This window comes from Nocardia sp. X0981, assembly GCF_977089955.1.
Genome location: NZ_OZ372435.1, coordinates 855,428 through 882,039 on the forward strand (window position 1 = coordinate 855,428; position 26,612 = coordinate 882,039).

The window sequence follows — 26,612 nt, forward strand, 5'->3', positions numbered from 1 at the left end:
ACGTCGAGTCTAGGCCCGTTCCCCTCACCTGCTGCGGCGGCTCTTCTTCCGAGGCGGGGGCAGCAGCCCCTCGGCCCGGAGCCGGGCCGCGTGTTCGGCGAGGGCTTCCACCAGCGGGCCCACCTGAGCGACCTCCGGTTGCACATCGACCCGCAGCCCGAATTCGACCGCGGTTTCCGCCGTCTTGGGCCCGATACAGGCCACAATCGTGCGTGCGTGCGGTTTACCCGCGATCCCGACGAGATTGCGGACGGTAGAGCTCGAGGTGAACAGCACCGCGTCGAAACCGCCGGTTTTGATCATCTCGCGGGTCTCGGCCGGCGGCGGGGAGGCGCGCACGGTGCGATAAGCGGTGACATCATCGATTTCCCAGCCGCGTTCGCGCAACCCCTCGGCCAGCGTTTCGGTGGCGATATCGGCGCGGGGCAGCAGTACCCGGTTCACCGGATCGAAGACGTCGTCGTAGGGCGGGAAGTCCGCCAGCAGCCCGAGAGAAGACTGTTCCCCGCTGGGCAGCAGTTCCGGGTTGATCCCGAACGAGCGCACTTTTTCGGCGGTGGCCTCGCCGACACAGGCGATCTTCACACCGGAGAACGCCCGGGCATCGAGACCGAACTCGCCGAACTTCTCCCATACCGCGCGCACGGCATTGGTGGAGGTGAAGACCACCCACTGATAACGACCGTCGACCAGTCCCTTGACCGCGCGTTCCATCTGCGCGGGACTGCGCGGCGGCTCCACGGCGATGGTGGGGACTTCCTTCGGGATGGCGCCGTGGGTGACCAGGCGTTCACTCATCTCCGCGGCCTGATCCTTGGTACGCGGCACCAGTACGGTCCACCCGTACAGCGCTCGCGACTCCCACCACGACATCTTGGAACGTTGCGCCACCGCTTTACCGATGGTCACCACCAGCGGGCCGACCAGTTCGGAGGCGGCACTGTTCAAAGTGGCCAGGGTGGCTTCGATGGTGCGCTGCTGGCGGGTGGTACCGCGTACGGTCACCGCGACGGGGGTCTGCGGGGCCATACCGTGTTCGACCAGCGCGCTCGCGGTTTCGGCGAGATGACCGGAGGTGGCGTGCAGCACCAGCGGACCGGGCGCGGCGGCCAGGGCCTGCCAGTCCACCTCACCCCGCACATCGGCTTCGGTGTGCCCGGAGCCCAGAGCGATACCCGCGTAGCTGGGCACCGCCGAGCCGGACGGCAGCCCGGGCAGCACCTCGAAGACGATATGCGAGCGGGTGACGGTGGTGACCTCGGCGATCACCGCGTCGGTGGTGAGCGGATCACCGGAAACCACCCGGACCACATCGTGACCGGCCTTGGCCTCGGCGATCAGCGTTTTGGCGACCTCCGCGGGTTCGCCGAGGGCGGGCCGCACATCCACCGGACGCTGCCCCTCCGCGTCCGGTTCCACCTCGATCCCGATCAGGGCGAGGACGCCGGCGTCCACATCGGGATCGGTGAACGCGAGGGTGGCCCGGCTCAGCACTTCGCGGGAGCGGGTGGTCAGCAATGCCGGGTCCCCCGGGCCCGACCCGACGAACAGGATCCGCCCCGGATGCTTCTTGCTGGCTCGACTCATCGGTTGTTCTCCATGGGACTGGGTTCGGTGAAGTCCGTGGCGGTGCTCGTTCCCGCGGTAGCGGCGCTCGATTCCGCTGCGGCGGTGCTCGTTCCCACCGGGGTGGTGTGGTTCCCGGCTGTCGCGTTGCCCGTATCCGCGGTGCCGGGTTCGGCGGCGATCAGTTCACGCGCGCCCAACTCCAGCAGTTCGTGGGCCAGTGCGCGGCCGAGTTCGGCGGCCTCGGCCGGTGCACCCACCGTCGAGGCCCGTATCACATCGGAACCGTCGAGCGCGGCAGCGCAGCCGCGCAACGAGAGTTCCTCGACGATGCGTCCGTCGTCGTCCAATGATTCGACGACTTCGGCTATCGCTCCGACGGGCGCGGTGCAGCCCGCCTCGAGTTCGGCGAGCAGCGCTCTTTCCGCGGTCACGGCCGTTCTGGTGGCGGTGTCGTCGAGGGTGCCGAGCAGCTCGATCAGATCGGTGTCACCGGCACGGCATTCCACCGCGAGCGCGCCCTGCGCGGGCGCCGGCAGCATCTGCACCGGTTCCAGTGCCTCGGTGATCGCATCCAGCCGGCCGATACGGGCCAATCCGGCGCGAGCGACCACGATCGCGTCCAGTTCCCCCTCGGCGACCTTGCGCAGGCGGGTGTCGAGGTTGCCGCGCAACGGCTGGATATCGAGTCCGAGGCCGAGTGCGCGCAGTTGCGCGATACGGCGCGGTGCGGAGGTACCGATCACCGCGCCCGGCGGCAGTTCGCCGAGAACCAGACCGTCCCGGGCGACGAGCGCGTCTCGGGGGTCCTGGCGGGTGGGCACGGCGGCGAGGACGAAACGCTCGTCGGGGGCGGTGGGCAGATCCTTGTAGGAGTGCACCGCGATATCGATGGTTCCGGCGGCGAGTTCCGCGCGCAGCGCGCTGGTGAAAACCCCGACGCCGATATCCTCGACCGGGCCGGTGGACAGGTCTCCCGGTGTTTCGATCAGCACGAGTTCCGCCGGCTGTCCGGCCGCGATGAGCGCGTCGCGCACATCACCGGCCTGGGTCCGCGCCAGCAGACTGGCGCGGGTACCGATCCGCCACGGCGGCCGCCCGCCCGGGCTCGCGGCCGACGCCGAGCCTTCACCCTGCAGGATGGTCATGTCGACTGCTCCTGTTCTTCGTCATGGCCGGCGGGGGTGAAATCGTCGGCCAGGGCGACTTCGCCGTCCAGGCCCATCCAGCCGGCCCCGTTGTGTTCGGCGCCACGGATCTCCATGGGCGCCGCCACCGCCTGGGCCGCCCCGGGCTTGAGCTCGAACAGTTCCCGCAACGCCTCGGCGTAACTGTCGCCTCCCGGCGTGGTGGCCAGCTGCTTCACCCGGACGGTCGGGGCGTGCAGAAGTTTGTCCACCACCCGCCGAACCGTCCGCGCGACCTCGTCGCGTTCGGGATCGGCCAACCCGGGGAGGCGGGAATCCAGGCGCAGGAGTTCGGCCTCCACGACTTCCGCGGCGCGCTGCCGCAGCGCCGCGACGGTCGGGGTGACCTCGGCCATCCGCTGACCGGCCAGGTACTTGGCGAGTTCCTCGGCGACGATCGCGCGAGCGGCGGCGGTATCCCCGGCGGCCGCGCCCGCGGCGGGGTCGCGCTGCAGGGTCTCGATATCGATCACGGTGATACCGGGCAGGCCGGCCACCGTGTGGTCGACATCCCGGGGCAGACCGAGATCACAGAACACCAGGGGCTGCCCGGCGGCACGGCGTTCCCGGTCCGACAGCGCGTTGTGCGCGTCGGCCAGGGTCACCACCGATCCCACCGCCCCGGTGCAGCTGATCACCACATCGGCCGCGGACAGGGCCTCGGTGAGCCGGGACAGTTCCAGGGCCCGAGCGGTCACCCCATGGGTTTCCGCGGTCGCGGCCAGCCGTTCGGCGCGTTCGATGGTGCGGTTGACCACCAGGATCCGCTCGATGCCGGCCCGGGACAGATGCGCGACCGCGAGCCCGCCCATCGCGCCGGCGCCGACCACCGCCGCGGTGCGTCCGGCAAGCGGCCCGAGCACCGCGGTCGCCCGATCCAGAGCCACCGAAACCACCGAGGCGCCGGCCCGGTCGATACCGGTTTCCGAATGCACTCGTTTACCGACCCGCAACGCCTGCTGGGACAGTTCGTGCAATGTGCGGCCGACGGCCTGCTGGGCGTCGGCGGTGGTGTAGGCGCTGCGGATCTGGCTGAGCACCTGCTGCTCGCCGACCACCATCGAATCCAGCCCGCTGGCCACCGCGAACAGATGTTCGGCCGCGGCCTCGCTGTAGCGCACGTAGGCATGGCGGGTGAGCTCGGGCATCGGCAGTCCCGAATGGCGGGTGAGCAGTTCCCCCACATCGGCCAGACCACCGTGGAAGGCGTCGACCACCGCGTAGATCTCCACCCGGTTGCAGGTGGAGACGATCATGGCTTCGGAAATATGGTCGGATGCCAGCATTCGGTCGATCAGTTTGGGCCGGTCCGTATCGGTGATCGCCACCTTCTCCAACATCGCCACGGGGGCGCTGCGGTGCGAGATTCCGACGAGAAGAACGCTCATGGGGTGACCACCGATCCCTTGCTGGTTGGCTCCGTTGCCGTATGCGAGGCCGTCTGGGCGGCCTGAGCCGCGCAATGGGAGAGCCCGGCGGCGCCCGGCGGCGAATGCGCGGGCATTCGGCGAGCGATCCGGCCGGAGCCGTTCAAGGGGTGGGCGGCCGATACGGCACTGCCCGGTACAACACCGCCCGCCGCGGAATCATTCGCCGGTCCGACGGCGTTCTCCGCCACATCTTCGGTGGTCGCCGCGGCCGCGGCGGACTCCTCGGCATCCGCGTTGCGGACCCGTTCGAACGACAGCATCTGCATCTCCACCGCGAGATCCACCCGCCGCAGCTCCACGCCCGGCGGAGCGGTGAGCGGGCACAGCGCGAAACTGAGGATGGACTGCACCCCGGCGGCGATCAGTTCGTCACACACCTGCTGGGCGGCGTCGTCGGGAACCGCGATGACCGCGATGGTCGGCCGCAATACGGCTATCCCCTCGGCCAGGCCGGCGGCGTCACGCACCCGCAGGCCCTCGACATCCCGGCCGATCACCTCGGGGTCGTTGTCGAAAACACCGACCACCGCGAACCCCCGCCGGCGGAACCCGCGGTATCCCACCAGCGCACGGCCCAGATTGCCGGCGCCGACCAGCACCACCCGGTGCCCGTCGGCGAGCCCGAGAACGTCCTCGATCCGGGCCCGCAGCCGGGCCACGTCGTAGCCCACGCCGCGCACCCCGTTCGGCCCCAGGAACGACAGATCCTTGCGGAGTTTGGCCGAATTGACACCCGCCGCGACAGCCAGTTCCTCACTGGATACGATGGCCACACCGTCGTCGCTCAACAGGGCGAGCACCCGGAGGTAGGTGGCGAGCCGGGTCACCGTAGCCTGGGGGATGTCCTTCTGCGGGGTCCGGGTGGTGACGTTGGGAGCATCGTCGGAGACGCCGCGCGTCTCATGGTGCTCTGTCACGTCCTCGGCTCCTCGTCCGGACCGGAAACGGCCGGGTGCTCGGCGACCTCCGCCGTGATGGTCCATGCGCCGGGGGTCGGATATCGGGTTGATTCACCTGCTACCGGCGGCCGGATACTCGCCCCGGCCTGCGGTTCGCGTGCCACCACCGTAACTGCTTGTGAAGCCCTGCACAAAGTCGGTGAAATTCGCCTCATTTTGTGTCGCGGCCTCACCTTGTACGATCCCCACCCTCGATTCGGACACTGTCAACGACTCAGATCGGCCCGCAATCGCGCCTCGTCCACATCGAAATAGCTGTGCTCCCGGCCGTCGAGCAGGACCACCGGAAGCCGGTCGCCGTATTCCGCGCGCAAACCGGGGTCGGTGGCCGCCGCCTCGTCCACATCCAACGCGCCGACCGGGGTGTCGAATTCCGCGCAGATAGCTCGCAGCTGCTCCAGCGCCCGCTCACACATACCGCAGCCGACCCGGGTCAGCAGCGTCACCTCATGGGTCGTGGGATTGCTCATAACGCTATTCAACCCGCCTCGCCGGTGTGGTCGTGCGACTGTAGTGCCTTCCGGGGCGTGCCTCCGGTTAGTGTGGACGTGATTCGCGCGAACAGGCGGAGGTACTGGTGCCGGAACGATCGAAGGTGGGGAAACCAGGGTTCATCGCGGGGCGGTTCGGGGAACTTCCGGTCCGATGGAATCTGGGACCGCTCGGGCAGGGCCTGTCCGAGCAGCTGGCGCGTATATCGCGCAGTCCGTTCGGACCCAGCGAAGAGGAAGTGCGCGCCAATGTCGCCGGTGAGGCCAGCGCCGACGCCGCCCTGGCCATCCAGGACGCCGAGCGGGCGGTCGGAGTCGATATCGGCGTGCCCGAGGCCCCCCGCGACCTCACCGCGGCGGCGTTCTTCGACGTGGACAACACGATGGTGCAGGGCGCTTCGATCGTGCATTTCGCCCGGGGCCTGGCGGCGCGTAAATACTTCCGCAGCACCGACCTGATCGACATCGTGTGGAAACAGGTGAAGTTCCGGGTCACCGGTAAAGAGAACAGCACCGATATGGCCACGGGAAAAGAGAAGGCGCTGGAATTCATCGCCGGACGTTCCACGGCCGAACTCGCCGCCCTCGGCGAGGAAATTTTCGACGAGGTCATCGCGGACAAGATCTGGCCGGGCACCCGCGCCCTCGCGCAGATGCATCTCGATGCCGGCCAGCAGGTGTGGCTGGTCACCGCGACCCCGGTCGAACTGGCCCAGGTGATCGCGAAACGCCTCGGCCTGACCGGCGCGCTGGGCACCGTCGCCGAGAGTGTCGACGGGAAATTCACCGGCCGCCTGGTGGGCGATATTCTGCACGGCCTCGGAAAAGCACACGCGGTCCGCGCCCTGGCGATCCGCGAAGGTCTCAACCTCAAACGTTGTACCGCCTACTCCGACAGCCACAACGATGTCCCCATGCTCTCGCTCACCGGCACCGCTGTCGCCATCAACCCCGACTCCGACCTCCGCGAAGTCGCCAAGGCCCGCGGCTGGGAGATCCGCGATTTCCGCACCGGACGCAAGGCCGCGAAAATCGGCGTCCCCACCGCCCTGGCCCTGGGCGCGGCGGGCGGCGCGGTAGCGGCGGCGGTCACCCGCCGCCGCGCGCAGTAATGCGGGGCCGCTAGGGGCCGTAGCAGAGCACAGAACTCAACCCATGAAGGTGTTACGGCGTTTGATGAGGAGTTTGTAGAGGGTCTGCTGGATCGTTTCGCGGACCTGGTCGGTTACCTCGAACATGAGCATCGGGTCGTCCGCGTCCTCGGTCTGGTAATCGGCGGTGCTGATCGGAGTGCCGAATTCGATGTACCACTTCGAGGGGAGCGGGATCGCGCCCAGTGGGCCCAGATGCGGGAATGTGGGGGTCACCGGGAAGTAGGGTAGGCCGAGCAGCCGGGCCAGCGGTTTGAGGTCGGCGAGCTTGGGATAGATCTCCTCCGAGCCGACGATGGAGCACGGGATGATCGGCACGCCGGTGCGTACCGCCGCGGCCACGAAACCGCCGCGGCCGAAGCGCTGCAGTTTGTAGCGGTCCGCGTACTGTTTGCCTACGCCTTTGAAGCCCTCGGGGAAAACGCCGGTGAGTTCCCCGGATCGCAGGAGGCGTTCCGCGTCGGGACGGCAGGCCAGGGTGTGCCCGGCTTTGCGGGCGAGCGCGCCCAGCATGGGCACTTCGAAGACCAGGTCGGCGGCCAGCAGACGCAGTGCCCGCTGTTTGGGGTGGTGGTCGTGCACCGCGAGCTGGAGCATGAGCCCGTCCAGCGGAACGGTACCCGCGTGGTTGACCACGATCAGCGCGCCACCGGCTTCGGGAATGTTCTCCATCCCGTTCACCTGGACCCGGAACCAGTTGTCGGCGAGCGGTCGCAGGGCCGGCAGCAGTACCGATTCCAGCAGGTGCTCGTCGAAGCCGAATTCATCGATCTGGTAGTCGCCCGTGAGCCGGCGCCGCGCGAACTCGGCGGTGCGACCGATCTGCCGGCCGACGGCGGTGCGCACGAGATCGCCCAGCGAGCGCTGCGCCGGCGGTGCGGGCGGGGTGAGGCGGTCGGTCAGCGAGGTGACCGACCGGCCCGCGGGGCCCGGCCACTTCCGGGTCGCGGGCCGCGGGCGCGGCGTGGTAGCCGGATCTTGCAGCCGGATGATCTTGGCGACGTCGTTCATGTATGTGCTCCCGTACCGACCCTGAGCAGGCCGAGCAGTTTGTTTTCTGCGGCGTCGATCCACGCTGGATCGACTACGGGCCGCAACGCTGCGCCCCCGGTGAAGTCATCGAACGCCTGGACAGTCGTCCAACGCGGCTCGAACCCGAGTTCGGCGCGCATTCGCGTCGTGTCCAGACCACAACCGAAGAGGAAATAGTCGAGCTGTTCGGAACTGAAATCACGCATCACCGGACCCATCAGGGTCCGGCCGACCGTACGGAACACAGGCCACGGTACCGGCATCGCGATCCGGCCGGCCCGGCGCACCGCCTGCGACAACGAGAGAGCACCGTCGCCGGCGACATTGTATGTTCCGCCCGGCCCGGAACGGGTGGCATGGACCAGAGCCGCCACCGCGTCCTCCTCGTGGAGGAACTGCATCCGCGCGTCCCGCCCCAGCACCGTGGGCGTGATGGGTGAGCGCAGCAGTTCCGCGGCCCGGCCACCGAGCCCCGGCCCGATGATGGGTGCCAGCCGCAGGGTTATGGTCGTGATGTCCGGCCGACGGCGGGCCAGCCCGCGCGCGAAGCCCTCGATCTCGATCATGTCCCGCGCGAACCAGCCACCCGGTGGGGTGCGTGCGCTCATTTCCTCGGTGAACTTCGCGGGATCCTTGGCACTGCCGCCGTATACCCCCGAACTCGAACGCAACACCACTCGGCGCACGCTCGGCACTTTTTGACAGACGGCGAACAATTGCATCGCGCCGAGAACGTTCATATCTTTCATCGCGGGCCGGCCGCCGCCCGACGGTGGCTGCGACAGCACCGCGGTGTGCACCACGGTATCCACCTGATACCGCTCGAAGACTTTGCGTATCAACGGGTTCCGAATATCGGCGCGGACGAATTCCGCACGGCCCATTCGGCGCCGCAGCGGCGGGCTGGGGGTGAGTACATCGACCGCTATCACGCGCTCGATATCGGTATCGGATACGAGCCGGCACACGACATTGCCGCCGAAGTATCGGCTGGCGCCGGTCACCAGCACCACCTTGGGCCTGTACCGACCGTTTTCCTCAGCGTCCACCTGCACCGGACCGTCCCACCTCGAGCATCGAACCCCCGCTCAACGTTTCCATGTACCAGACTAACGGCCGTAGCCGTGATCCCCGACGCCTTAACAGGGACCTAACCCCAACTTCAGCTGACCGAAACGCAACAGAAAACCCGCTACCGAATGGTAGCGGGTTTTCGAGGATACGAGGCGCGGTCGCGCTTACTTGCCGAGTTTGCGCCGCTGCACGCGGGTCCGACGAAGCAGCTTACGGTGCTTCTTCTTCGACATGCGCTTGCGGCGCTTCTTGATCACAGAACCCATAGGGTGTCCTCGCGTTCTCTCCTCGGCGCGTCACGCGCTCGCTTACGTCAACTTTCCGGTCGTATGCCCGGTTGCTCGCGGCTGAACCTCAGCCCTGGAGGCGGCGGCCCCGCGCGACCACGAAAGGGAGGCAGCGGGCCACCGATCCAACACAGCGAGGGTTGATGTTACCGGCCCGCTCCGCGGTGCCGGTAACCGCCTTCACCCGGCATCGAAGTAGGACGTTTCCAGATAGTCGTGCACCGCCTTCGCATGCACCCGGAACGATCTACCGACCCGGACGGCCGGCAACTCACCGGAGTGCACCAGCCGATACACCGTCATCTTTGATACTCGCATCAAATCAGCCACCTCGGCGACGGTGAGGAATTGCGTACCCCCGCCGAGTATTGATTGTCCTGGCGACGAACCACCGCCGCTGTTAGCGGACATCTTGTTCGAAGACATCATCGCACCACTGACCTCCGGCACGTCCGCGCCGCCGGCTTCCCCACCGGCGGAACAGACACGCACGTGCTCCTTGAAGCTTAGCGGGACCAGTGGGATTACTGCGACGGGAGTGAGAAATCAGGTTCCTACGCTGGAGGGGGGCCGTCATTCACTCGGCGCGCCCTGTTCGGCGGAACGCTTTTTCGCGGCGTGCAGCGCCTCCAGAAAAGCCGACCGCAACCCCGCCCGTTCCAGCTCGCGCACCGCCGCCGCGGTCGTACCCGCCGGTGAGGTCACCGCCGCCCGCAGATCGACCGCGCTCTGCCCCGACTCCGCCAGCATGGCCGCCGACCCGATCATCGTCTGGGTAACCAGCTGCGTGGCGACGTTCCTGGTCAGCCCCAGTCCGACCCCGGCTTCCACCATCGCCTCCACGACCAGGAAGAAATACGCCGGCCCCGACCCCGATACCGCGGTCACCGCATCCATCTGCGATTCCGCGACCACACACACCTGACCGACCGAGCTCAGCACCTCGGTCACCAGCTCCAACTGCTCCCGCTTGGCGTAGCGCCCCGCCGCCAGCACGCTCATCCCCTCGCCGACCAGCATCGGCGTATTGGGCATGACCCGCACCACGGGGAAACCCGCCGGCAATTTGGCCTCCAACCGGCTCGTCGGCACCCCCGCCGCCAGCGAAACCAGGATCTGATCCCGGTCACCCCCCAGATCGGTTTTGCCCAACTCGGTCAGGACGGCATCGATATCGCCCGGCTTGACCGCCACCACCAGCAGATCCGCCCCCACAGCGGCGTCGTCGACCGCATCGGTCACCCGCACCCCGAACCGATCCGCGAGCAATGCGGCCCGGTCGGCATGTGTCTCCACCACCACCAGGTCCTTGACCGCCCGCCCGGCCTCCAGCAGGCCGGCAATCAAAGCTTCACCGATCCGGCCACCGCCGATCACCGCAATACGTGTCATGAGGGGTAAGGCTAGTGTTTTCGGCACGCCTCCGGCGCGCGGGGTTGAGCCCCGCGGTCGTCACCTCCCGAGCGCGGGAGGCACGCCCACGGTGCCGAGATCAGCGCTTGGTGGACGGGAGCAGGGCGAGCTGACGGCTCTGGGCGACCAATGCGCCGGTGGAATCCACCACGATCTGGTCCGAGTCGAATATTCCCCCACCGACCTCATGCGCGGTGGCGATGATGCGCAACCAGCCCGGGGCGGGGCGGCGGCGGAGATAGGTCGTCATCTGGACCGTCGGCGACCAGCCGAAATAGCCGAGGTTGGTGGGCACCGGCGGGCACATGTCGGCGGCCATCATGGCGATGTAGGACGCGATCTCCGGATCGGCCTGATCGGCCGGTCGCGGGCGCAGCCACATTCGTAGCCGGGGCTCCCCGTGGGCGTTACGGATGAACGTCGCCCATTCCCGGTCGAGGAAGGCCTCCATACCGCGCGCCACGTGCACGATCCGGCCCATCGACGACCCCGGCTCGTAGCCGATGGCGTCGGCGGCCGGTTCGACCGGCAGGTCGGTGTGCAGGGGGGCGTACAGCGGCGTCCGCTCGGGGCTGTCGAGATGACCGAAGGTGAACGCGGTACGTACCAGCGGGCGCCCGCGCTGTACCAGGGTCACATCCACCAGGCAGATCTGCCGGCCGACCTTGCGCAGGGTCACCTCGTAGAGCACCTCACCCGGTTCGGGGGCACCGAGGAAATCGGTGCTGCCGGACAACGGCGCCATACTCGCCCGATCCGGTTCCACGGTACGCAACCAGCGGGACGCGGCGGCGGCGGAACCGGCGACCATGGTGCCGCCGTGCACTTTGGGACCGATGGTCCAGATCTCGTCGATGACGCCGCGGTAGCGGCCTGCGTCCGGTTCGTCGGCGGCGAGCTCGGTCAGGGCGCACACCCGACTGAACGGTGCGTCCGCGCGCACCGCGTCGAAATCGGCGCTCAGCTCCGTCTCCGTCGTCATCAGTACTCCTTCTCCTCGGCCGGTTCCCGTTACCGCGGGTTCATACTGCCCGGTCAATCTTGGTACAGTCGCGCGCCACAGGCTCGTGCGGACCCGGTGGTGTCCCTCCCGGGAACATCCCGGCGCGCGCTCGGCAGCGCGTCAACAGGTTTCGATCGGGCTCGGGTCGGGCCGCGAAGTGACCGCCGGATTCAGGTGGGTCCGGGCAAAAGCGAGGGTGCGGTCCAGCATGGCCGATCGGGCCACGGTGGTACGCGCCTCCTGGGTGTTGATCTCGGCGACCGCGTGCCCGGCGAAACCGTTACGCACCAGAGCGGCACAGACCTGGGCACACGGTTGGGTGCCCTCGCCGGGAATCAGGTGTTCGTCGTGCGCGGCACCGCGACCGTCGGCCAGATGCAGATGTGCCAGTCCCGAACCCATCCGTTCGGTCAGCGCCAGCGCGTCGGTGCCGGCCGTCGCGGTATGCGAGAGGTCGAGCGTGTAGTGCCGGAAGCCGGTGTCGGTGGGGTCGTGACCGGGACTGAACGCGGTCAGCGAAAGGCCCGGGCCACCACGGCGTTCCAGACGCTGGATATCGCGGGCGCGACGGGCAAACAAACGATCGGCGCGCATGGGGAACATGTTCTCGACCGCCACGACCACCGAGCTGTCGTTCTCCAATTCCGCCACCTGATCCACGAATCCTTCCGCATACCGCCGCTGCCAGCGGAACGGCGGATGGACCACCACGGTATCCGCGCCGAGCGTCTCCGCGGCCCGGACACTGCGTTCCAGTTTCGCCACCGGATCGGCGCCCCAGACCCGCTGCGAGATGAGCAGGCACGGCGCGTGCACCGCGAGCACCGGCACCGAATACTTGCGCGAATAACCGCCCACCGTGGTGAGGCTCTGGCTGGCCGGTTCGGCCCACACCATCAATTCCACACCGTCGTAACCCAGTTCGGCCGCATACCGGAACGCCGCCTCGGTGTTCTGCGGATAGACCGACGCGGTGGACAGGCCCACCTTTATCCCGCGGGCCTGCCTGTCGTCCCGCACGTCGGCCGTGGGAGAGTTGCCTGCCATCGCTGCCTCGCTCAGCCCGTACTGAGTAGAAATGCCAGTGGCCCCAGGGTGACGAACACTCCGACGACCACCGCGATCACGGTACTGAAAATATCGTCGGTGCGGCGCAGGATGCGTACCAGTGCGACGAGCCCGAGGATCACCACCACCGCGAGCGCGAGCGCCGGCAACGGTTGTCTCTCCCACAGCTGCTCGAAACCTTTGAACAGCAGCATTCCCGCGAGCGCGGCGCCCACACTCTGGGCGCCGAGCACCATCCACTGTTTACGCGGATCCGCGGCCTCGTCATCCGGTTCGCGGGCGACGCCGGCGAACCGGGATCTGGTGGCGGCGAATTTCCCGCCTGCCGCACCGAGTTTCCCCTTCAGCGCCGCCCGGCCGCGGTCCAGCCGGCTTCCGCCGGAGGGCGAATCGTCCGGATCGGGATAGGCGTCGGACTCCGGATCGAAAACCGGTTCGAATTCACCGGTTTCGGACCGTTCCTCCCTCGGCAGCGGGCCCGGTGCCGGGCGCATGGGTCCGTACACATCGGTGGCGTAGCTGTCGATATCGCCGAAACCGGTCTCGGAATCGAATTCCGGCGCCGGGATCGGCTCCGCGAAACCGGGAGCCGGAGGAGGCGCTACGGGCCCGGCCGGACCGTGGCGTAGACCCGGGGCTCCGCGACCGCCTCGGTACGGCATATCCTCCGGCCCGGCTTCCAGCGGCTGGGCCGGGGGATGCGGCCGGTGACCCTGTTCGGCCAACGGCCACACGGTCGTGGCCGAGTCACCGTCGAAGGCGGGTTCCTCGGGCCAAGGAGCCGGTTCGGGTAGCGGGCGCGCACCGCGACGGCGGCGTTCCAGTTTGGGCCGGGGGTCGTCGGCGGGCGTGGGGCCCGGCGGCGACCACACCTCGGTCGGTGGGGCGGCGTCGGGCGGCGCCAGCCGGGGCGGTCCGGTGTCCGGGCCGGGCAGGGTGCCGATATCGGGGGTGCCGAATTCCGCGGACGGGGCGGGAAACCGGCCGAAATCATCGGCCGGCGGCGCCCAGCCGTACCCCGAGGGGCTTTCCGATGCGGGTCCGTGCGCGACCTGCGTCGCCGCCTCGGCTGCCTCCGCGGCTTCGGCGGCCCGCCTACGCGCCGCTCGGCCACCGCTCGGCGGCGGTGGCCCCACGTCCCAGGGCTGGGGGGTCTGCACATCGTCGGCCCCGTAGCTCTCGGCATCGTCGGGCTCCGCGCGCCGTCGGCGCCCGCTGCGGCGTGGCGTGTCGTCCTCGGGTGTGAACGGTGATCCGTGCGCGGCGGCGCCCGGCTCACCCAGGCGGGCCGGGCCCTCCCAGGATGGCTCGAGAGGGTTGTACACGGTGATGGGCCCGGACATCGGCGAGTTTTCCGCATCCGGAACATGGGCGCCCGCATAGGATTGCGCCGCATACCCGGAATCGGCCGCACCGTCGGATACGCCGGACTCCGTCGCGGAGTCCGCGGTATCCGGCGCCGCGTGCGCCGAACCGCCGCTGTCGACGGCCGGTAGATCACCGCTCAGTTCGTCGACCGAGATACCACCCCCGCCGCGCCGCCGTCGGCCACCGCCCCCTGTCGTCGGCTGCTGTCCGTTGCGGGCGAGCAGCTCGGCCACCGACAGCTGATTGGAGTTCCTGCTCATGTAGGCACCGTTTCGATCGGTCCCGCCGGCACACCCTCACGGGACGCCGAGCCGTTGCCGGCCGCCGTGTTCGGTGTGCTCGTTGTCAGTGGTCCACCATTCATATCGGTATCCAGTTTGCGCAGGATCAGCCCTTCGCGCAGCGCCCATGGACAAATTTCGAGCGTCTCCAGGGAAAACGCACGCATTGCCGCCTCCGCGACCAGGGCACCGGCCACCAATTGCTGCGAACGATCCGCGCTCACGCCCTCCAGTTCCGCACGATCGGCGGCGGTCATGCGGGAGATGAAGGCGATCAACTGGCGCAATCCGCTACTGGTGAGCGTCCGCCGCACCCGGGGGCCGGCGCCCGAGGGCGCCGCGCCGGTCAGCCGGGCCAGCGACCGGAAGGTTTTGGAGGTACCGACCGCCAGATCCGGTTTACCGACCTCACCCAGTTGTTTGGCCGGATCCACCAGTTCAGCGGTGAGCCAGTCCCGCAGAATGCCGATACGCCGCTTGCTCGGGGGGTCCTCGGGTAACCACTTCCGGGTGAGCCGGCCCGCACCCAGCTGCAGCGACAGCGCGACATCGGGTTCCTCGTCGACACCGCTGCTCACCTCCAGCGAGCCGCCGCCGATATCCAGATTGACGATACGGCCGGCACTCCAGCCGTACCAGCGGCGTACGGCCAGGAAGGTCAACCGGGCTTCGTCCACCCCGGCCAGCACCCGCAGATCGACCCCGGTCTCCCCACGTATCCGGGCCAGGACCTCGTCGGAGTTGGTCGCCTCGCGTACGGCCGAGGTCGCGAAGGCCATCAACTCCGCACAGCCGGAGGTGATGGCCAGACCGGAGAAATCGGCCACCGTATCGACGAGTTTCTGGGCCCCCTTCTCGGTGATCCGGCCCGCGTCGTCCATGTTCTCCGACAGCCGCAGCGACTCCTTCGTGGAGCTCATCGGCATTGGATGACCACCCCGATGCGCGTCCACCACCAGCAGGTGAACGGTGTTGCTACCGACATCGAGGACACCTAGACGCACACGAACACGGTACTTGGTGAACCTGAACGCCGGGCGACCCGGTTGTGGTGTTAGCGTTGAGGGTTGTGACGTCAGGCGTGGCCTCGAACGGCTCGACCCCTGCTCCGACCGATCTTCCGATGCCGAAGATGCGGCCGAGCCAGGAGGTGCCCCTCGACTTCCCCCGCGAATGGCTCGAGTTCGTGGACCCGGCCGACGACGAGCACCTGATAGCCGCCGATCTCACCTGGCTGCTCTCCCACTGGACCTGCGTTTTCGGCACTCCCGCATGCCAGGGCATCCTGGCCGAGCAACCGGACGCGGGCTGCTGTACGCACGGCGCTTTCCTCTCCGACGCCGACGACCGCAAACGGTTGCGCAAAGCTGTGAAAATGCTCACCGCCGAGGATTGGCAGCTCATCGATGTGGCGCGCGACGAGCACGGCAAGGTCAAGCGCAGGAAATATCTGGAAACCGATGAGCTCGACGGCGAACCCGCCGAGCGCACCCGCCGGTACAACGACGCCTGCGTATTCCTCAACCGGCCGGATTTCCCGGGCGGCGCCGGCTGCGCGCTGCACATCATGGCGATGCGCCGCGGCCTGGAACCGCATACCGTCAAACCCGACGTGTGCTGGCAGCTACCGATCCGCCGCACCCAGGAATACGTGACCAGGCCGGACGGGGTTCAGATCCTGCGGACCGTCATCACCGAATACGATCGCCGCGGCTGGGGGCCGGGCGGAGTGGACCTCGACTGGTACTGCTCGGGTTCACCCGACGCGCATATCGGGGAGCGACCGGTCTGGCAGGCCTATCGCGCCGAACTCGTCGAACTGCTGGGCGAGCCCGCCTACCGAGAGCTGGAACGGCAGCTGCGCCGCCGGAAAGGGCTCGGCAGCTGCGCCGAACATCCGGCGACGACGAAAGCGCGACGCAAGGCCGCGGCGCGCCCGCGCCGGCCCGCCGGAACGCTCGAATAGGAACACAGGGCCCCAACTGCGACAACAGGAACAGAGCATGACGTACAACCCCTGGGTAGGGGGGTCGGCCGGTATCGCGGCGGCCCTGATCCTCGGCCTCGGACCCACCGCCGCTATCGCCGGCGCCGAACCCGCCACCGATCCGCACCAGTACTCGGACAGGACCGCCGAGTTCGTTCCGATGGAACGCCCGGACGCCATGGCCGCCCGGGATTCGGGGAAGCACCTCGTACTCAGCCCACACGGGACGCGGCACAGGATCGTCTGCCGCGGTGACGGCCACACGGTACCGCTGTACGACTGCGCCCAGGAGGACGGTCTGGTGGGCTGGGCTCCGCTGCGTCTCTCCGAAACACCGGCCGGTGAGGTCTGGGTCTACTTGCCCTGACCGCCGCGGCGGTCAGGCCTCCAGCTTGTATCCCAGGCCGCGCACGGTCACCAGATGCTCCGGCCGCGCCGGATCCGCCTCGATCTTGGACCGCAGCCGCTTCACATGCACATCGAGGGTCTTGGTGTCGCCGACGTAATCCGCACCCCAGACCCGATCGATGAGCTGGCCCCGGGTGAGCACCCGCCCCGAATTCCGGAGCAGGTATTCGAGCAGATCGAATTCCTTCAGCGGTAGCGTCACCGGCTTCCCGTTCACCAGCACCGTGTGGCGGTCCACGTCCATCCGCACCGGTCCCGCTTCCAGTACGCCGTTCTCGCTGCCGGCGTCGAGTTCGTCACCGGCGCCGCGGCGCAGCACCGCCCGGATCCGGGCGATCAGTTCCCGCGCCGAATAGGGTTTGGTGACGTAGTCGTCGGCACCGAGTTCCAGACCGACCACCTTGTCGATCTCGCTGTCGCGTGCGGTCACCATGATCACCGGTACCCCGCTACGGGTGCGCAGCTGTTTGCAGACATCGGTTCCGCTCATCCCGGGCAGCATCAGGTCGAGCAGCACGATATCGGCGCCGGACCGGTCGAACTCGGCCAGCGCCGAGGGACCGTCGCCGACGACCGTGACCTCGAAACCTTCCTTGCGCAGCAAGAAGGCGAGCGGATCGGCCAGCGACTCCTCATCCTCGACGATCAACACACTCGTCATCTGCGTGCCTCCACACCATTCGTTCGGCCCGGACCCGAAGGGCGCGGGCTGGTTTCTCTTTTCGTCAGCACGGGCGCACCGGCGGCGGTGCCGTCGGTTTCCTGGTGCGCGGGTATGCGCAGGGTGAATGTCGAACCGGTGCCGAGTTTGCTCCACAGGGTGATCTCACCGTTGTGGTTGGCGGCCACATGTTTCACGATGGCCAGTCCGAGTCCCGTACCGCCGGTGGCGCGCGAACGCGCCTTGTCGGAACGGAAGAAACGTTCGAACACCCGCTCCTGGTCTTCTTTGGCGATACCGATCCCCCGGTCGGTGACGGCCATCGCCACATAGGGCCCGCGCACCGAGCGGCTCACCGAGACGTGCGAGCCGCGGGGTGAATAGGCGATGGCGTTCTCCACCAGGTTCGACAGGGCGGTGATGAGCAGGGTTTCGTCGCCGAGTACCTCGAGGCCGCTGGGCCGGTCGGTGGTGACCGTGATTCCCGCGGCTTCGGCGGCCGTGCGGGAACGATCCACCGCCTGGTTGACCACGCTGTCCACATCGACGACTTCGAGTTCGGGGAGTTTCTCCGCCCCCTGGAGCCGCGACAGCGCGATCAATTCGGTGACCATCTTGCCGAGCCGGCTGGATTCCGCCAGGACGCGCTTACCGAAATGCCGCACGGCTTCCGGGTCGTCCGCCGATTCCAGCAGCGCCTCGGCCAGTAGGCTCATCGCCCCGACCGGGGTCTTCAGCTCGTGACTCACATTGGCCACGAAATCACGGCGGGTCGCCTCCATCCGGGCCTGTTCGGAATCGTCGTCGGCGAACAGCACGGTGAAGCTCGTCTCTTCGGGGGAAAGCGGGCGTGCCAGGCCGCGGACCGCGATCCGCCCACGACCGGGGGCGGGCTTCTCGGCGGTGAGATCGAATTCCGCCGATTCGCCGGTGGCCAGTGCCTTCTCCACCGCCGTCCACGCCCGTTCGTCCAGCAGACGATTGCGGACCAGGCCGAGTTCCTCGGCGCGCGGGTTCACCAGGACGACATCGCGATATTCGTCCACCACCGCGATACCGCTCTCCGAGGCCAAGACGATCAGATCGAGGACCTGCGACATCGTCAGCCCGGAGTCGGCCTGCCTGCGCTGGGCATGGCGGGCGTTCACATACGGGATGACCAATCCACCGACGGCCAGTCCGACGACAGCCGCCAGGACTGCCAGCAGTACGGCCTGGGGAACGCTCACATCAAGAATCGTACGGTCGACGACGCCCGAACAAACCCTGGGTCGTGGAAGTTTCGCGCAGGTCACGGCCGATTATGACGGCGTTCGCCAGGCGTTAACTCGTTGTTCGACGGGTGAGAGGTTTCGTTTCGACACGGGCGTGTTCCCGCTGGAACGACGACGAACCCCGTTACGTCTGGGACGCAACGAGGTTCGGGCTGGCGGAGGGTTTGTTCACCACCCCGGCTCGCCGCGCACCGGCAGGTTCACGAAACTCGGCCGGTTGGGGTCGAGCTGCAGGTGCTGCGGTTTCAAACCGGTATCGATGAGCATCGGCAGGGGCGGTACCCCCTTCGGCGGATTGCCCGCGTACACGTCCACGCGCAACCGGTGCCCCGGCTCCAGCCTCGCCTCGATCGCGGGGACCGCGATATCGAGCGTGGTGACCTCACCGGGCATCGTGAGCTTCCGCTTCTCGAGAGAGGTGAACGGCCGGGGATCGGTGTAGTCGCCGTTGGCCGAACGACTGCTCAGGGAATCGTCGATCTCCCGCAGCGAGGCCATGAGTTGCCCCGACGACAGCACTCGGGACTGCCCGTCGGGGGCCACATCGTTGACCGTCACCGACCAGTAGCCGTCGGCCGCGTCCTGGACGGTCTGCAGATGTACCGCGATCGGCCCGGAGATCTCGACGGCTTCGGTGACCGGGGCGCTGGTGAAGGTGAGACCGTTGGATTCCTGGATCCGGGAATCCGCTCCGCAGGCATTGATGATCGCGATCACGCCGGCGGTCGCCTGAGCGGCGTCGTTGGAGCACAATCCGGTGAGTCCCGGGGCGACGGTCAAACGGGCGGCGCTGTCGGCGACGGTGCCGAGCGAACCGTCGTGCACACTGTGGCCGCCGGTCCCGCTGGGTGCCGCGGAAAGATACATCCGCCGGTATTCGGCCTGTTCTTCCGTCGGCGCGCTCTCCCCGAAACCCTCGCGGGTGACCCACCCGCCGCCCTGCTGGCGCAGGGTGACCGGACCGTACCCGTCGATCCCGTTATCGATACCTTTCAGCCATTTGTCGAACCAGGCGCGCTGCAGCACGTCGAGTCGCGGCGGCAGACCCGGTTTACCCGATTCGCTACCGGAGTTGATGTGATAGGTATCGCCCATGAGCAGCTGCTTGCGCCCCGGCGGCAACGGCATCTGGTTGTAGATCTGGGATTCGGAGTAGGTGAACAGATCGTGCCAGCCGCCGGTCACGAAGGTCGGCACCTCGATCCGGGTGGGATCACCGAGCCATGCCTGCCGGTCGGCGCTGTCTCCCCGGATCATCTCCTGCAGACGCGGGTCGAGATCCTCGACGCGGGGCGTCGTATAGGCGTTCAGGAAGACGTCCAGATAGGTGAAGGGCGAGGACAGCCGGTCGTGCAGCCACTGCTGGTCGAACGTCCCCGTCACCATCGATGCGACGTCGGGCATCCATTTGGTGGCATTGATCAGCGACATCCACAGCGGAATGAAGTTGAAGCCGAAGCCACCGCCGGGCATGAGCACGTCCTGGGTCAGGTCACTACCGGGAACCACCGGGAACAGCGCCTTCAACGCGGGCGGACGCTTCTCGGCGGCCTGCAACTGGTTGATCCCCGAGTACGACATACCGGTCATCCCGACCTGCCCGTCGGACCACGGCTGGCGCGATGCCCAATCGATCACCTCCACGGTGTCGAGCTGTTCGCGCCCGCGCAGCATATCCCAGACCCCTTGGGAGAAGCCGGTACCGCGGACGTCTACCACGACCTGTACGTACCCGCTCTTCACCAGCTGCCGGTCGACGGCGAAATTGCGCAGCGCGCCGCCGCCGAGCGCCTTGGTGAGATCGGTCAGCCCCGACAGCGGGGTTCCGGTCATATCGATATCGCGAGCGAGCTGGGAGACGGTATCGGACAACCCCGGGACCGAGCCCATGTGATCGACCAGATTGGATGCCAGCTTGGTGTAGGGCGTCATATTGACCAGCACCGGCGTGCGGGTATCGACGGGCCGGGACGCGGCATCGGCCGGCCGGTACACATTCGCCTTCAGCACCGTGCCGTCGCTCATGGTGATCGGCACATCCCAGGTGATGTGGATATTGGGGTACTGCTGCGGTCCGTCGTGGGTAGCCGCCCACTGCGCGCCCGCCGCTCCCCCATCGGGGCCGGTGGCCACCGGCGCCGCAGCGGCGCCGCCGCCGAGCGAGGGCACCAGCAGCACCGCGGCGGTCAGGGCCACGATGGCTCGTATCACAAACTTCATCGGTCGTGATCCATCTCTCGAACTGGTCGGATGCTCGAGAGCTTACACAGCCTTACCGGTGGGTAATGAAAATCGGTCCGTGCGGAATTCGGCCCGCCTTGTTCCGGAAAGAATTTCGAGGTCGTCGCACAATTACCGGCCCCGCGTCCTGTGCGGAATCACAATCGCGCGATATCGCCCGCATCCCGATACGCCGAACGCCGCGGTCCGTAACGGATCGCGGCGCTCGAACGGGAAATTACCGGCCGCCCTGGCTCGCGACGGCGGCGGCACCGGCCGCCGCGGCCTCCGGGTCCAGGTACTCCCGCGGCCGCACCGGACGCAGGTTTTCGTCCAGTTCGTAACGCAGCGGGATACCGGTGGGGATGTTCAGGCCGGCGATATCGTCATCGGAGATCCGGTCGAGATGCTTGACCAGCGCGCGCAGCGAATTACCGTGCGCGGCCACCAGTACGGTCTTACCGGTGAGCAGCTCGCGGGAAATGGTCGATTCCCAGTACGGCACCATCCGATTCACCACATCGAGCAGGCATTCCGTGCGCGGAACCTCGATATCGGCGTACCGCGCGTCGCCCGCCTGGCTGTATTCGTCGTCGAGTTCGATCGGCGGCGGCGGGGTGTCGTAACTGCGGCGCCACAGCATGAACTGCTCCTCGCCGTACTCGTCGCGGATCTGGGCTTTGTTCTTGCCCTGCAGCGCGCCGTAGTGCCGTTCGTTGAGCCGCCAGTCCCGCACCACCGGAATCCAGTGCCGATCGGCGGCGTCCAAGGCGATATTCGCCGTGGAGATGGCCCTGCGCAGCAGCGAGGTGTAGGCGATATCGGGCAGGATGCCGTGTTCGGCCAGCAGTTCACCGGCCCGCTTCCCCTCGGCGGCGCCCTTATCCGTGAGATGTACGTCCACCCAGCCGGTGAACAGGTTCAGGGCATTCCATTCGCTCTCGCCGTGGCGCAGCAAAACGAGGGTGTACGTCATGCGGGCCATCCTGCCATGACCCCCTGCCGGTCATGCGCGGGCCCGCGTCGGGGCCCGGCCCGCGGGCGGGCCGCTTCCCGGCGCTATCGCGCGAGGGCGGCGGACCCGGAACGGGCGAGCAGGGCCGCACCCACGAGAGTGGCGCCCTCGTCCAGCCGGGACAGTTCGACCCGTAGCTCCCGGATGAAATTCAATTTCGCATGGTGGGCCACAGCGGTGCGCAACGGCCCCCACAGCGGTTCGCCGGAGTGGGCGAAGCCGCCGCCGATCACCACCGTGCCGACGTCCAGTAGCGCGGCCGCCGAGCTGATCACCTGACCGAGAGCGGTACCGGCACGTTTCAGGGCGGCCAGCGCGATCGCATCACCGTCGCGGGCCGCCCGCGCCAGCTCGGCCCCGGTTTCTCCCTTCCACCCCTGTTCCCGCGCCCAGCGCGCCGAGGACATACCGCTCGCCACGGCCTCGACACACCCCACGCCACCACATGCGCACGGCACAGCCTCGCCCGGAACGACGATATGCCCGATATGGCCGGCATTACCGGTGCGTCCCAGGGCCACCCGGCCGTCGACCAGGAGGCCACCGCCGATCCCCGAGGACACGGTCATCGCCAGCCCGTCGCGGATGCCGCGTAGCGCGCCCGAATCCTGCTCCGCGAGAGCGAGACAGGCTCCGTCGATCGCGAAACGCACCGCCGCGCCGGGGAACAGCTCACCGACCGCGGCGACGATTCCGAAACCCGCCCGCCACTCCGGGATATTGAGCGGTCCCGTCACCCCCGCCGGAACATCCACCGGCCCCGCGGAACCGATACCGACCGCCGTCACCGCGGCACCATCCGCGACCTCGAGCAGCAGGCCCCGGCACACCTCCCACACCCCGCGGGCCGGCACCGGGGCCCGGCGCACCACGCTCACCCGCCCCGCGGCGTCCACCACACCCGCGGCGAACTTGGTCGCCCCGATATCAAGTGCCAGAACCGCCACCCGCGCCTCCCGAGGATCCGATGCGCCGATTGTCACCCATGAGCGCCGGCGCCCGCGCGGGAGACCCGGATTCGTAGCGCGCCCGGCGCGGAGGAGCCACCGCGCGGGCCGCGGCGCCCGGATACCGCCCGCGCACGGCGACACCCGTCAGGAAGACCAGGGACCGATTCCACCCACCTTGTCGATCCGGATACGAGTGAGAAAACCCGGTGGCGCATCCGGCGGCGGGAACGCGGCTCCCGGGCTCGCCAGGGTCCGCGCCAGTTCGGCCAGCAGCTCCGGCGCCCCGCCCTCGACGATGCGCGCGGTCCCGCGGATCGCCAGGAAAGGCCGCATGACCTCCCCTTTCTCGGGCGAAAGAATTGTCACCGCGACCCGGGGATCGCGGCGCACATTGCGTACCTTCCGGTATTCGCTCAGATGCGCGGCCACCAGTTCGTCACCTTCCGGACCGGATTGCAGCGCCACCCACACCACGCTGACCTGCGGACTGCCATCGGGATCGAGCGTCACCAGAGTGGCGTCGGCACCGGCGCCGATGAACGCACGAGCGGAATCGTCGAGTCTCATACGTTCTTCTACGACCCGCCGCGACCGTTCATTCCCCGGTGCCGAGACCGTTCAGGGCGCTTCGAGTGGTTCGGCCCGGTATGCCCGGTGCAGCAGCTCGACGAACGCATCAGCCGGTGGAAGTTCGACCACCCCGATGCGGTGCACCGGAACGGCCGGAGTCCACGAGTTCATCACCACAGCGCCCGCGAAACCAGGGAGATCGTCGACGGTGACCTCCTGGTCCCGCTGCGGAACACCGAGCTCGGGCAACCGCCGCCGGACGATGCCCATCGTGGTGCCCGGCAGCATATCGGCCTGCGGCCACACCACCGCCGCACCGTCCCAGAAGGCAAGGTTCCAGATGGTCGCCTCGCTCAACCGGCCCCGGCGGTCGACGAACGCGGCGTCGTCGAAGCCCTGCCGCACGGCCTGCCGCAGATAGTGTGTCTTCGCCACCTCGCCGACATGTTTGATCTCCGCGAGTTCGCGTTCGTACTCGACCGTCGCCAGCGCCAACGGCCCCGCGGGGCCGGACGCCGGCGGACCGGTGCGCACCAGGAGATGCGGGTCCGCCGTACCGGGGTCGGCGGTGAACTCACCGGGCCGCGCGAACACGCTCGCCGTGAGCGAGACCTCGGCGGGGCTCGCGGCCAGTGCCGCACGCAGATACGCCCGCACCCGGTCGTCGGGCAGCGCGCGACCGAACATCCGCTCGGAGGCCTTCCGCAGCCGTTCCAGATGTAGATCCAGGCCCCGCAGACCACCGTCGCGTACTTGGGCGGCGGTGAAATGGGCGTAGCCGGCGAAGGCCAGCGGAGCCAGATCCGCGGCGGTGGCATCGTGGCCGTCGAGCTGTGCGAGATGGACTGTCATGGTGACCTCTCCACGAAATACCGGGTTCCCGGCAACGATTCGGACGATCACCACCCTCCACATTCACATAGTGGCAAGGTCAAATGCCGGAATGATCCGGTCCGCCGCCGGGTTGTTCCCGGCGCATGAGGAGGAGATATCTGTGCGTATCGGCGAACTCGCGGCGGCCACCGGCACCAGCCGGCGCCTACTGCGCTACTACGAGGAACGTGGGCTGCTCACCCCTGTACGCACCACGAACGGCTACCGCCGATATCCAGAAAGGGCGGTCCGCGATGTCATCCGCATCCGGCGCCTGCTCGCCGCCGGGCTACCCACCCGGGTCATCACCGAAGTACTCGGCTGCGAATGGGGCGGAGGCGACGGGATCGAGCCCTGTATGGAACCCATATTGCGCGCCGAATTGTCCACTTTGGAAGGCAAACTCGACGATCTCCGGCACCAGCGCGCGGAACTGCTCGATCTGCTCGGGAACCCGGACCACCCCGTACCGCGGCCCTGAATCGCGGGAGAATCCGGAATCAGTCGGATTCGGTGGTATCCACCAGATGCTCGAAGGCACGCAGATTCTGCAGGGATTCCCCGCGCGACACCCGCCATTTCCACTCCCGGCGAATGGATTCGGCGAAACCGAGTTCGAGCAGGGTGTTGAAATCCCCGTCCACCGCCTCCAGGATCTGACCCAGGATCCGATCCAGTTCCTCGGCGGTCACCGCATACGAGGCGGCCCGGCCGACCAGGTAGATATCGCCGAGTTTGTCCAGGGTGTAGGCCACCCCGTAGAGCCGGCGGTTGCGCCGGAGCAGATATTTGTAGACACCTTCGAAGTTCTCGTCGGGTTTGCGGCAGACGAACGATTCGAACCGCACCCCGTGAGCGCCCACGGTCAGCATCACGCTGGTCTTCAGCTTGCGCTCACCCGGCAGCACCGCGACGAACACGCCCTCGCCGGGGCGGGTGAATTCGATTTCACGGTCCCGCAGCGTGTCCTCGACAACCTGCGCGGTGGCCGGTGCCCCGCTCATCTGCGCACTCCCGTCCGGCGCCGCCACAGCGCCCGCGATCTGGCCTGACCTTCGCCGAGGATAGTGGGAACACGGCCGTACCCGGCCAACGCCGCGGTATAGCTGGCGAGCAGTTTCTCGGCGGTATGCGCCCACGAGAATTCCGCCGCGTGCCCGATCGCCCGCTCACCCATCCGGCGCAATCGAGCGGGATCGTCGAGCAGGTACTCCAGCGCCCCGGCCCAGTCGGGGGTGCGGTGACCGGCCACCAGCAGACCGCTGTGCTCGTGCCGGACCGCGGTGCCCAGCCCACCGACCGCGGCCGCCACCACCGGTGTGCCGCTGGCCTGGGCCTCCAGCGCGACGAGACCGAACGATTCGTTGTAGCTGGGTACGGCGACCAGATCGGCGGCCCGGTACACCTGCACCAGCCGGTCGGGCGGCTGCGGCGGCAGGAAGGTGACGTGCTCGGCGATCCCCAGATCGGCGGCCAGCTCGATCAGCGCGTCGGGACGCTGCATACCCGTACCGGACGGGCCCCCGACGATCAGGGCCCGCAACGCGCGGCCGGGCCGCCGCCGTAATACCTCCGCGACCGCGCGCACCAGCACATCGGGCGCCTTCAACGGCTGGATCCGGCCGACGAAGGCCACGATCTCCTCGTTCGCCGCGAGCCCCAGCTCGGCGCGAGCGGCCGCCCGATCGCCCGGACAGTAGCGGGCGAGATCGGCGCCCGGCGGCACGATATCGATCCGCTCGGGTACCGCGCCGTACAGTTCGGCCAGCTGGCGGGCTTCCTGCGCGGTGTTGGCGGTGAGCCGGTCCGCCTCGGCGATCACCTGCTTCTCGCCGATCTCCCGGGTAGCCGGTTCCGGCGCATCTCCTTCGGCCAGCGCCGCGTTCTTCACCGCGGCCAGGGTGTGCGCGGTATGTACCAGCGGCACCCGCCAGCGGTCGCGGGCCAGCCAGCCGACCTGACCCGACAGCCAGTAGTGCGAATGCACCAGGTCGTAGTGACCGGGCAGCTGCCGGGCCTCCTGCCGCAGCACCTCGGCGGTGAAAGGACACAGCTGAGTGGGCAGATCGTGCTTGTCCAGCCCCTCGAACGGGCCCGCGACCACATTGCGAACGAGTACGCCGGGGGCCGCTTCCTGTACCGGCGGCAGATTCGACGAGGTGGCCCGGGTGAAGATCTCCACCTCGATACCCCGCCGTGCCAGCTGCACGGCGGTTTCGAGCACATAGACGTTCATCCCGCCCGCGTCACCGATACCGGGCTGGGCCAGCGGTGAGGTGTGCACCGTCAGTACGGCGATCCGGTTCGGCCGTCGGTCGGGGCGTTGACTCACGTTGTACATACT

General features: G+C 68.1%; 27 protein-coding genes. 4 read left to right on the forward strand and 23 right to left on the reverse strand.

What is annotated here, in order from left to right:
* Positions 1-24 precede the first annotated feature (24 nt).
* From ACYR7D_RS03590 to ACYR7D_RS03610, 5 genes are all read right to left on the reverse strand, one after another.
* Positions 25-1,587: a bifunctional uroporphyrinogen-III C-methyltransferase/uroporphyrinogen-III synthase gene (locus tag ACYR7D_RS03590; protein ID WP_459548202.1), complete on the reverse strand. Its 1,563-nt coding sequence runs from the start codon at positions 1,585-1,587 to the stop codon at positions 25-27.
* The gene (gene hemC / locus ACYR7D_RS03595; protein ID WP_459548203.1) at positions 1,584-2,714 is read right to left on the reverse strand and encodes a hydroxymethylbilane synthase; all 1,131 of its coding nucleotides are present in this window, start codon (positions 2,712-2,714) and stop codon (positions 1,584-1,586) included. The genes ACYR7D_RS03590 and hemC overlap by 4 nt, the downstream gene beginning before the upstream one ends.
* Positions 2,711-4,141, reverse strand: coding sequence for a glutamyl-tRNA reductase (locus tag ACYR7D_RS03600; protein ID WP_459548204.1), 1,431 nt, complete (start codon positions 4,139-4,141; stop codon positions 2,711-2,713). The genes hemC and ACYR7D_RS03600 overlap by 4 nt, the downstream gene beginning before the upstream one ends.
* Entirely contained in the window at positions 4,138-5,100 is a 963-nt protein-coding gene (locus ACYR7D_RS03605; RefSeq protein WP_459548205.1) for a redox-sensing transcriptional repressor Rex, read from the reverse strand. The genes ACYR7D_RS03600 and ACYR7D_RS03605 overlap by 4 nt, the downstream gene beginning before the upstream one ends.
* A gap of 248 nt (positions 5,101-5,348) precedes the next feature.
* Positions 5,349-5,612, reverse strand: a complete 264-nt coding sequence (locus ACYR7D_RS03610; protein WP_459548206.1) for a glutaredoxin family protein — start codon at positions 5,610-5,612, stop codon at positions 5,349-5,351.
* 182 nt (positions 5,613-5,794) lie between these two features.
* Here ACYR7D_RS03610 and ACYR7D_RS03615 point away from each other — a divergent pair, with 182 nt between their 5' ends.
* Positions 5,795-6,745 (forward strand): HAD family hydrolase, encoded by a 951-nt coding sequence (locus ACYR7D_RS03615; protein WP_459549999.1) that lies wholly within the window; start codon positions 5,795-5,797, stop codon positions 6,743-6,745.
* Between the two features lie 36 nt (positions 6,746-6,781).
* On the opposite strand, the gene ACYR7D_RS03620 is transcribed toward ACYR7D_RS03615, so the two are convergent.
* The 9 genes from ACYR7D_RS03620 to ACYR7D_RS03660 all read right to left on the reverse strand — a co-directional run bounded on the left by ACYR7D_RS03620 (position 6,782) and on the right by ACYR7D_RS03660 (position 15,314).
* The gene (locus tag ACYR7D_RS03620) at positions 6,782-7,795 is read right to left on the reverse strand and encodes a lysophospholipid acyltransferase family protein (protein ID WP_459548207.1); all 1,014 of its coding nucleotides are present in this window, start codon (positions 7,793-7,795) and stop codon (positions 6,782-6,784) included.
* On the reverse strand, positions 7,792-8,826 hold the full coding sequence (locus ACYR7D_RS03625) for an NAD-dependent epimerase/dehydratase family protein (RefSeq protein WP_459550000.1): 1,035 nt from the start codon (positions 8,824-8,826) through the stop codon (positions 7,792-7,794). The genes ACYR7D_RS03620 and ACYR7D_RS03625 overlap by 4 nt, the downstream gene beginning before the upstream one ends.
* Before the next feature lie 228 nt (positions 8,827-9,054).
* On the reverse strand, positions 9,055-9,156 hold the full coding sequence (locus tag ACYR7D_RS03630; protein WP_003402602.1) for a 30S ribosomal protein bS22: 102 nt from the start codon (positions 9,154-9,156) through the stop codon (positions 9,055-9,057).
* A gap of 201 nt (positions 9,157-9,357) precedes the next feature.
* Positions 9,358-9,606 (reverse strand): helix-turn-helix domain-containing protein, encoded by a 249-nt coding sequence (locus ACYR7D_RS03635; protein WP_459550001.1) that lies wholly within the window; start codon positions 9,604-9,606, stop codon positions 9,358-9,360.
* Positions 9,607-9,750: 144 nt separating this feature from the next.
* Complete coding sequence (gene proC / locus ACYR7D_RS03640) at positions 9,751-10,569, reverse strand: pyrroline-5-carboxylate reductase (protein WP_459548208.1); 819 nt, start codon at positions 10,567-10,569, stop codon at positions 9,751-9,753.
* 100 nt (positions 10,570-10,669) lie between these two features.
* Positions 10,670-11,572, reverse strand: a complete 903-nt coding sequence (locus ACYR7D_RS03645; RefSeq protein ID WP_459548209.1) for a thioesterase family protein — start codon at positions 11,570-11,572, stop codon at positions 10,670-10,672.
* Between the two features lie 141 nt (positions 11,573-11,713).
* Positions 11,714-12,640, reverse strand: a complete 927-nt coding sequence (locus ACYR7D_RS03650; protein ID WP_459548210.1) for a sugar phosphate isomerase/epimerase family protein — start codon at positions 12,638-12,640, stop codon at positions 11,714-11,716.
* An 11-nt stretch (positions 12,641-12,651) separates the two neighbouring features.
* Entirely contained in the window at positions 12,652-14,289 is a 1,638-nt protein-coding gene (locus ACYR7D_RS03655) for a hypothetical protein (protein ID WP_459548211.1), read from the reverse strand.
* On the reverse strand, positions 14,286-15,314 hold the full coding sequence (locus ACYR7D_RS03660; RefSeq protein ID WP_459548212.1) for a Ppx/GppA family phosphatase: 1,029 nt from the start codon (positions 15,312-15,314) through the stop codon (positions 14,286-14,288). Before ACYR7D_RS03660 ends, ACYR7D_RS03655 begins: the two co-directional genes overlap by 4 nt.
* A 128-nt stretch (positions 15,315-15,442) precedes the next feature.
* Between ACYR7D_RS03660 and ACYR7D_RS03665 the strand changes: the two genes are divergently transcribed.
* Both ACYR7D_RS03665 and ACYR7D_RS03670 read left to right on the forward strand, forming a co-directional pair.
* Positions 15,443-16,276 (forward strand): hypothetical protein, encoded by an 834-nt coding sequence (locus tag ACYR7D_RS03665; RefSeq protein ID WP_459548213.1) that lies wholly within the window; start codon positions 15,443-15,445, stop codon positions 16,274-16,276.
* Between the two features lie 37 nt (positions 16,277-16,313).
* Positions 16,314-16,664: a hypothetical protein gene (locus ACYR7D_RS03670; RefSeq protein ID WP_459548214.1), complete on the forward strand. Its 351-nt coding sequence runs from the start codon at positions 16,314-16,316 to the stop codon at positions 16,662-16,664.
* 12 nt (positions 16,665-16,676) lie between these two features.
* On the opposite strand, the gene ACYR7D_RS03675 is transcribed toward ACYR7D_RS03670, so the two are convergent.
* From ACYR7D_RS03675 to ACYR7D_RS03705, 7 genes are all read right to left on the reverse strand, one after another.
* A complete protein-coding gene (locus ACYR7D_RS03675) occupies positions 16,677-17,366 on the reverse strand; it encodes a response regulator transcription factor (protein ID WP_355246559.1) in 690 nt (229 codons plus the stop codon).
* Positions 17,363-18,595, reverse strand: coding sequence for a sensor histidine kinase (locus ACYR7D_RS03680; protein WP_459548215.1), 1,233 nt, complete (start codon positions 18,593-18,595; stop codon positions 17,363-17,365). The genes ACYR7D_RS03675 and ACYR7D_RS03680 overlap by 4 nt, the downstream gene beginning before the upstream one ends.
* A 213-nt stretch (positions 18,596-18,808) precedes the next feature.
* A complete protein-coding gene (locus ACYR7D_RS03685; protein ID WP_459548216.1) occupies positions 18,809-20,860 on the reverse strand; it encodes a CocE/NonD family hydrolase in 2,052 nt (683 codons plus the stop codon).
* Positions 20,861-21,098: 238 nt separating this feature from the next.
* Positions 21,099-21,836 carry a phosphoglyceromutase gene (locus tag ACYR7D_RS03690; RefSeq protein ID WP_459548217.1) on the reverse strand — a complete coding sequence of 246 codons (738 nt, stop codon included), beginning with the start codon at positions 21,834-21,836 and terminating at the stop codon, positions 21,099-21,101.
* Positions 21,837-21,919: 83 nt separating this feature from the next.
* Entirely contained in the window at positions 21,920-22,822 is a 903-nt protein-coding gene (locus tag ACYR7D_RS03695) for an ROK family protein (protein ID WP_459548218.1), read from the reverse strand.
* Positions 22,823-22,969: 147 nt separating this feature from the next.
* Positions 22,970-23,392 (reverse strand): TIGR03618 family F420-dependent PPOX class oxidoreductase, encoded by a 423-nt coding sequence (locus tag ACYR7D_RS03700; RefSeq protein ID WP_459548219.1) that lies wholly within the window; start codon positions 23,390-23,392, stop codon positions 22,970-22,972.
* Positions 23,393-23,443: 51 nt separating this feature from the next.
* Complete coding sequence (locus ACYR7D_RS03705) at positions 23,444-24,247, reverse strand: aminotransferase class IV family protein (RefSeq protein WP_459548220.1); 804 nt, start codon at positions 24,245-24,247, stop codon at positions 23,444-23,446.
* Positions 24,248-24,338: 91 nt separating this feature from the next.
* On the opposite strand from ACYR7D_RS03705, the gene ACYR7D_RS03710 reads away from it, so the two are divergent.
* Positions 24,339-24,749 carry a MerR family transcriptional regulator gene (locus ACYR7D_RS03710; RefSeq protein WP_459548221.1) on the forward strand — a complete coding sequence of 137 codons (411 nt, stop codon included), beginning with the start codon at positions 24,339-24,341 and terminating at the stop codon, positions 24,747-24,749.
* Between the two features lie 19 nt (positions 24,750-24,768).
* On the opposite strand, the gene ACYR7D_RS03715 is transcribed toward ACYR7D_RS03710, so the two are convergent.
* Together ACYR7D_RS03715 and mshA are read right to left on the reverse strand one after the other, a co-directional pair.
* Positions 24,769-25,272, reverse strand: a complete 504-nt coding sequence (locus ACYR7D_RS03715) for a type III secretion system chaperone family protein (RefSeq protein ID WP_459548222.1) — start codon at positions 25,270-25,272, stop codon at positions 24,769-24,771.
* Positions 25,269-26,609 (reverse strand): D-inositol-3-phosphate glycosyltransferase, encoded by a 1,341-nt coding sequence (gene mshA / locus ACYR7D_RS03720; RefSeq protein WP_459548223.1) that lies wholly within the window; start codon positions 26,607-26,609, stop codon positions 25,269-25,271. Before mshA ends, ACYR7D_RS03715 begins: the two co-directional genes overlap by 4 nt.
* Positions 26,610-26,612 lie beyond the last annotated feature (3 nt).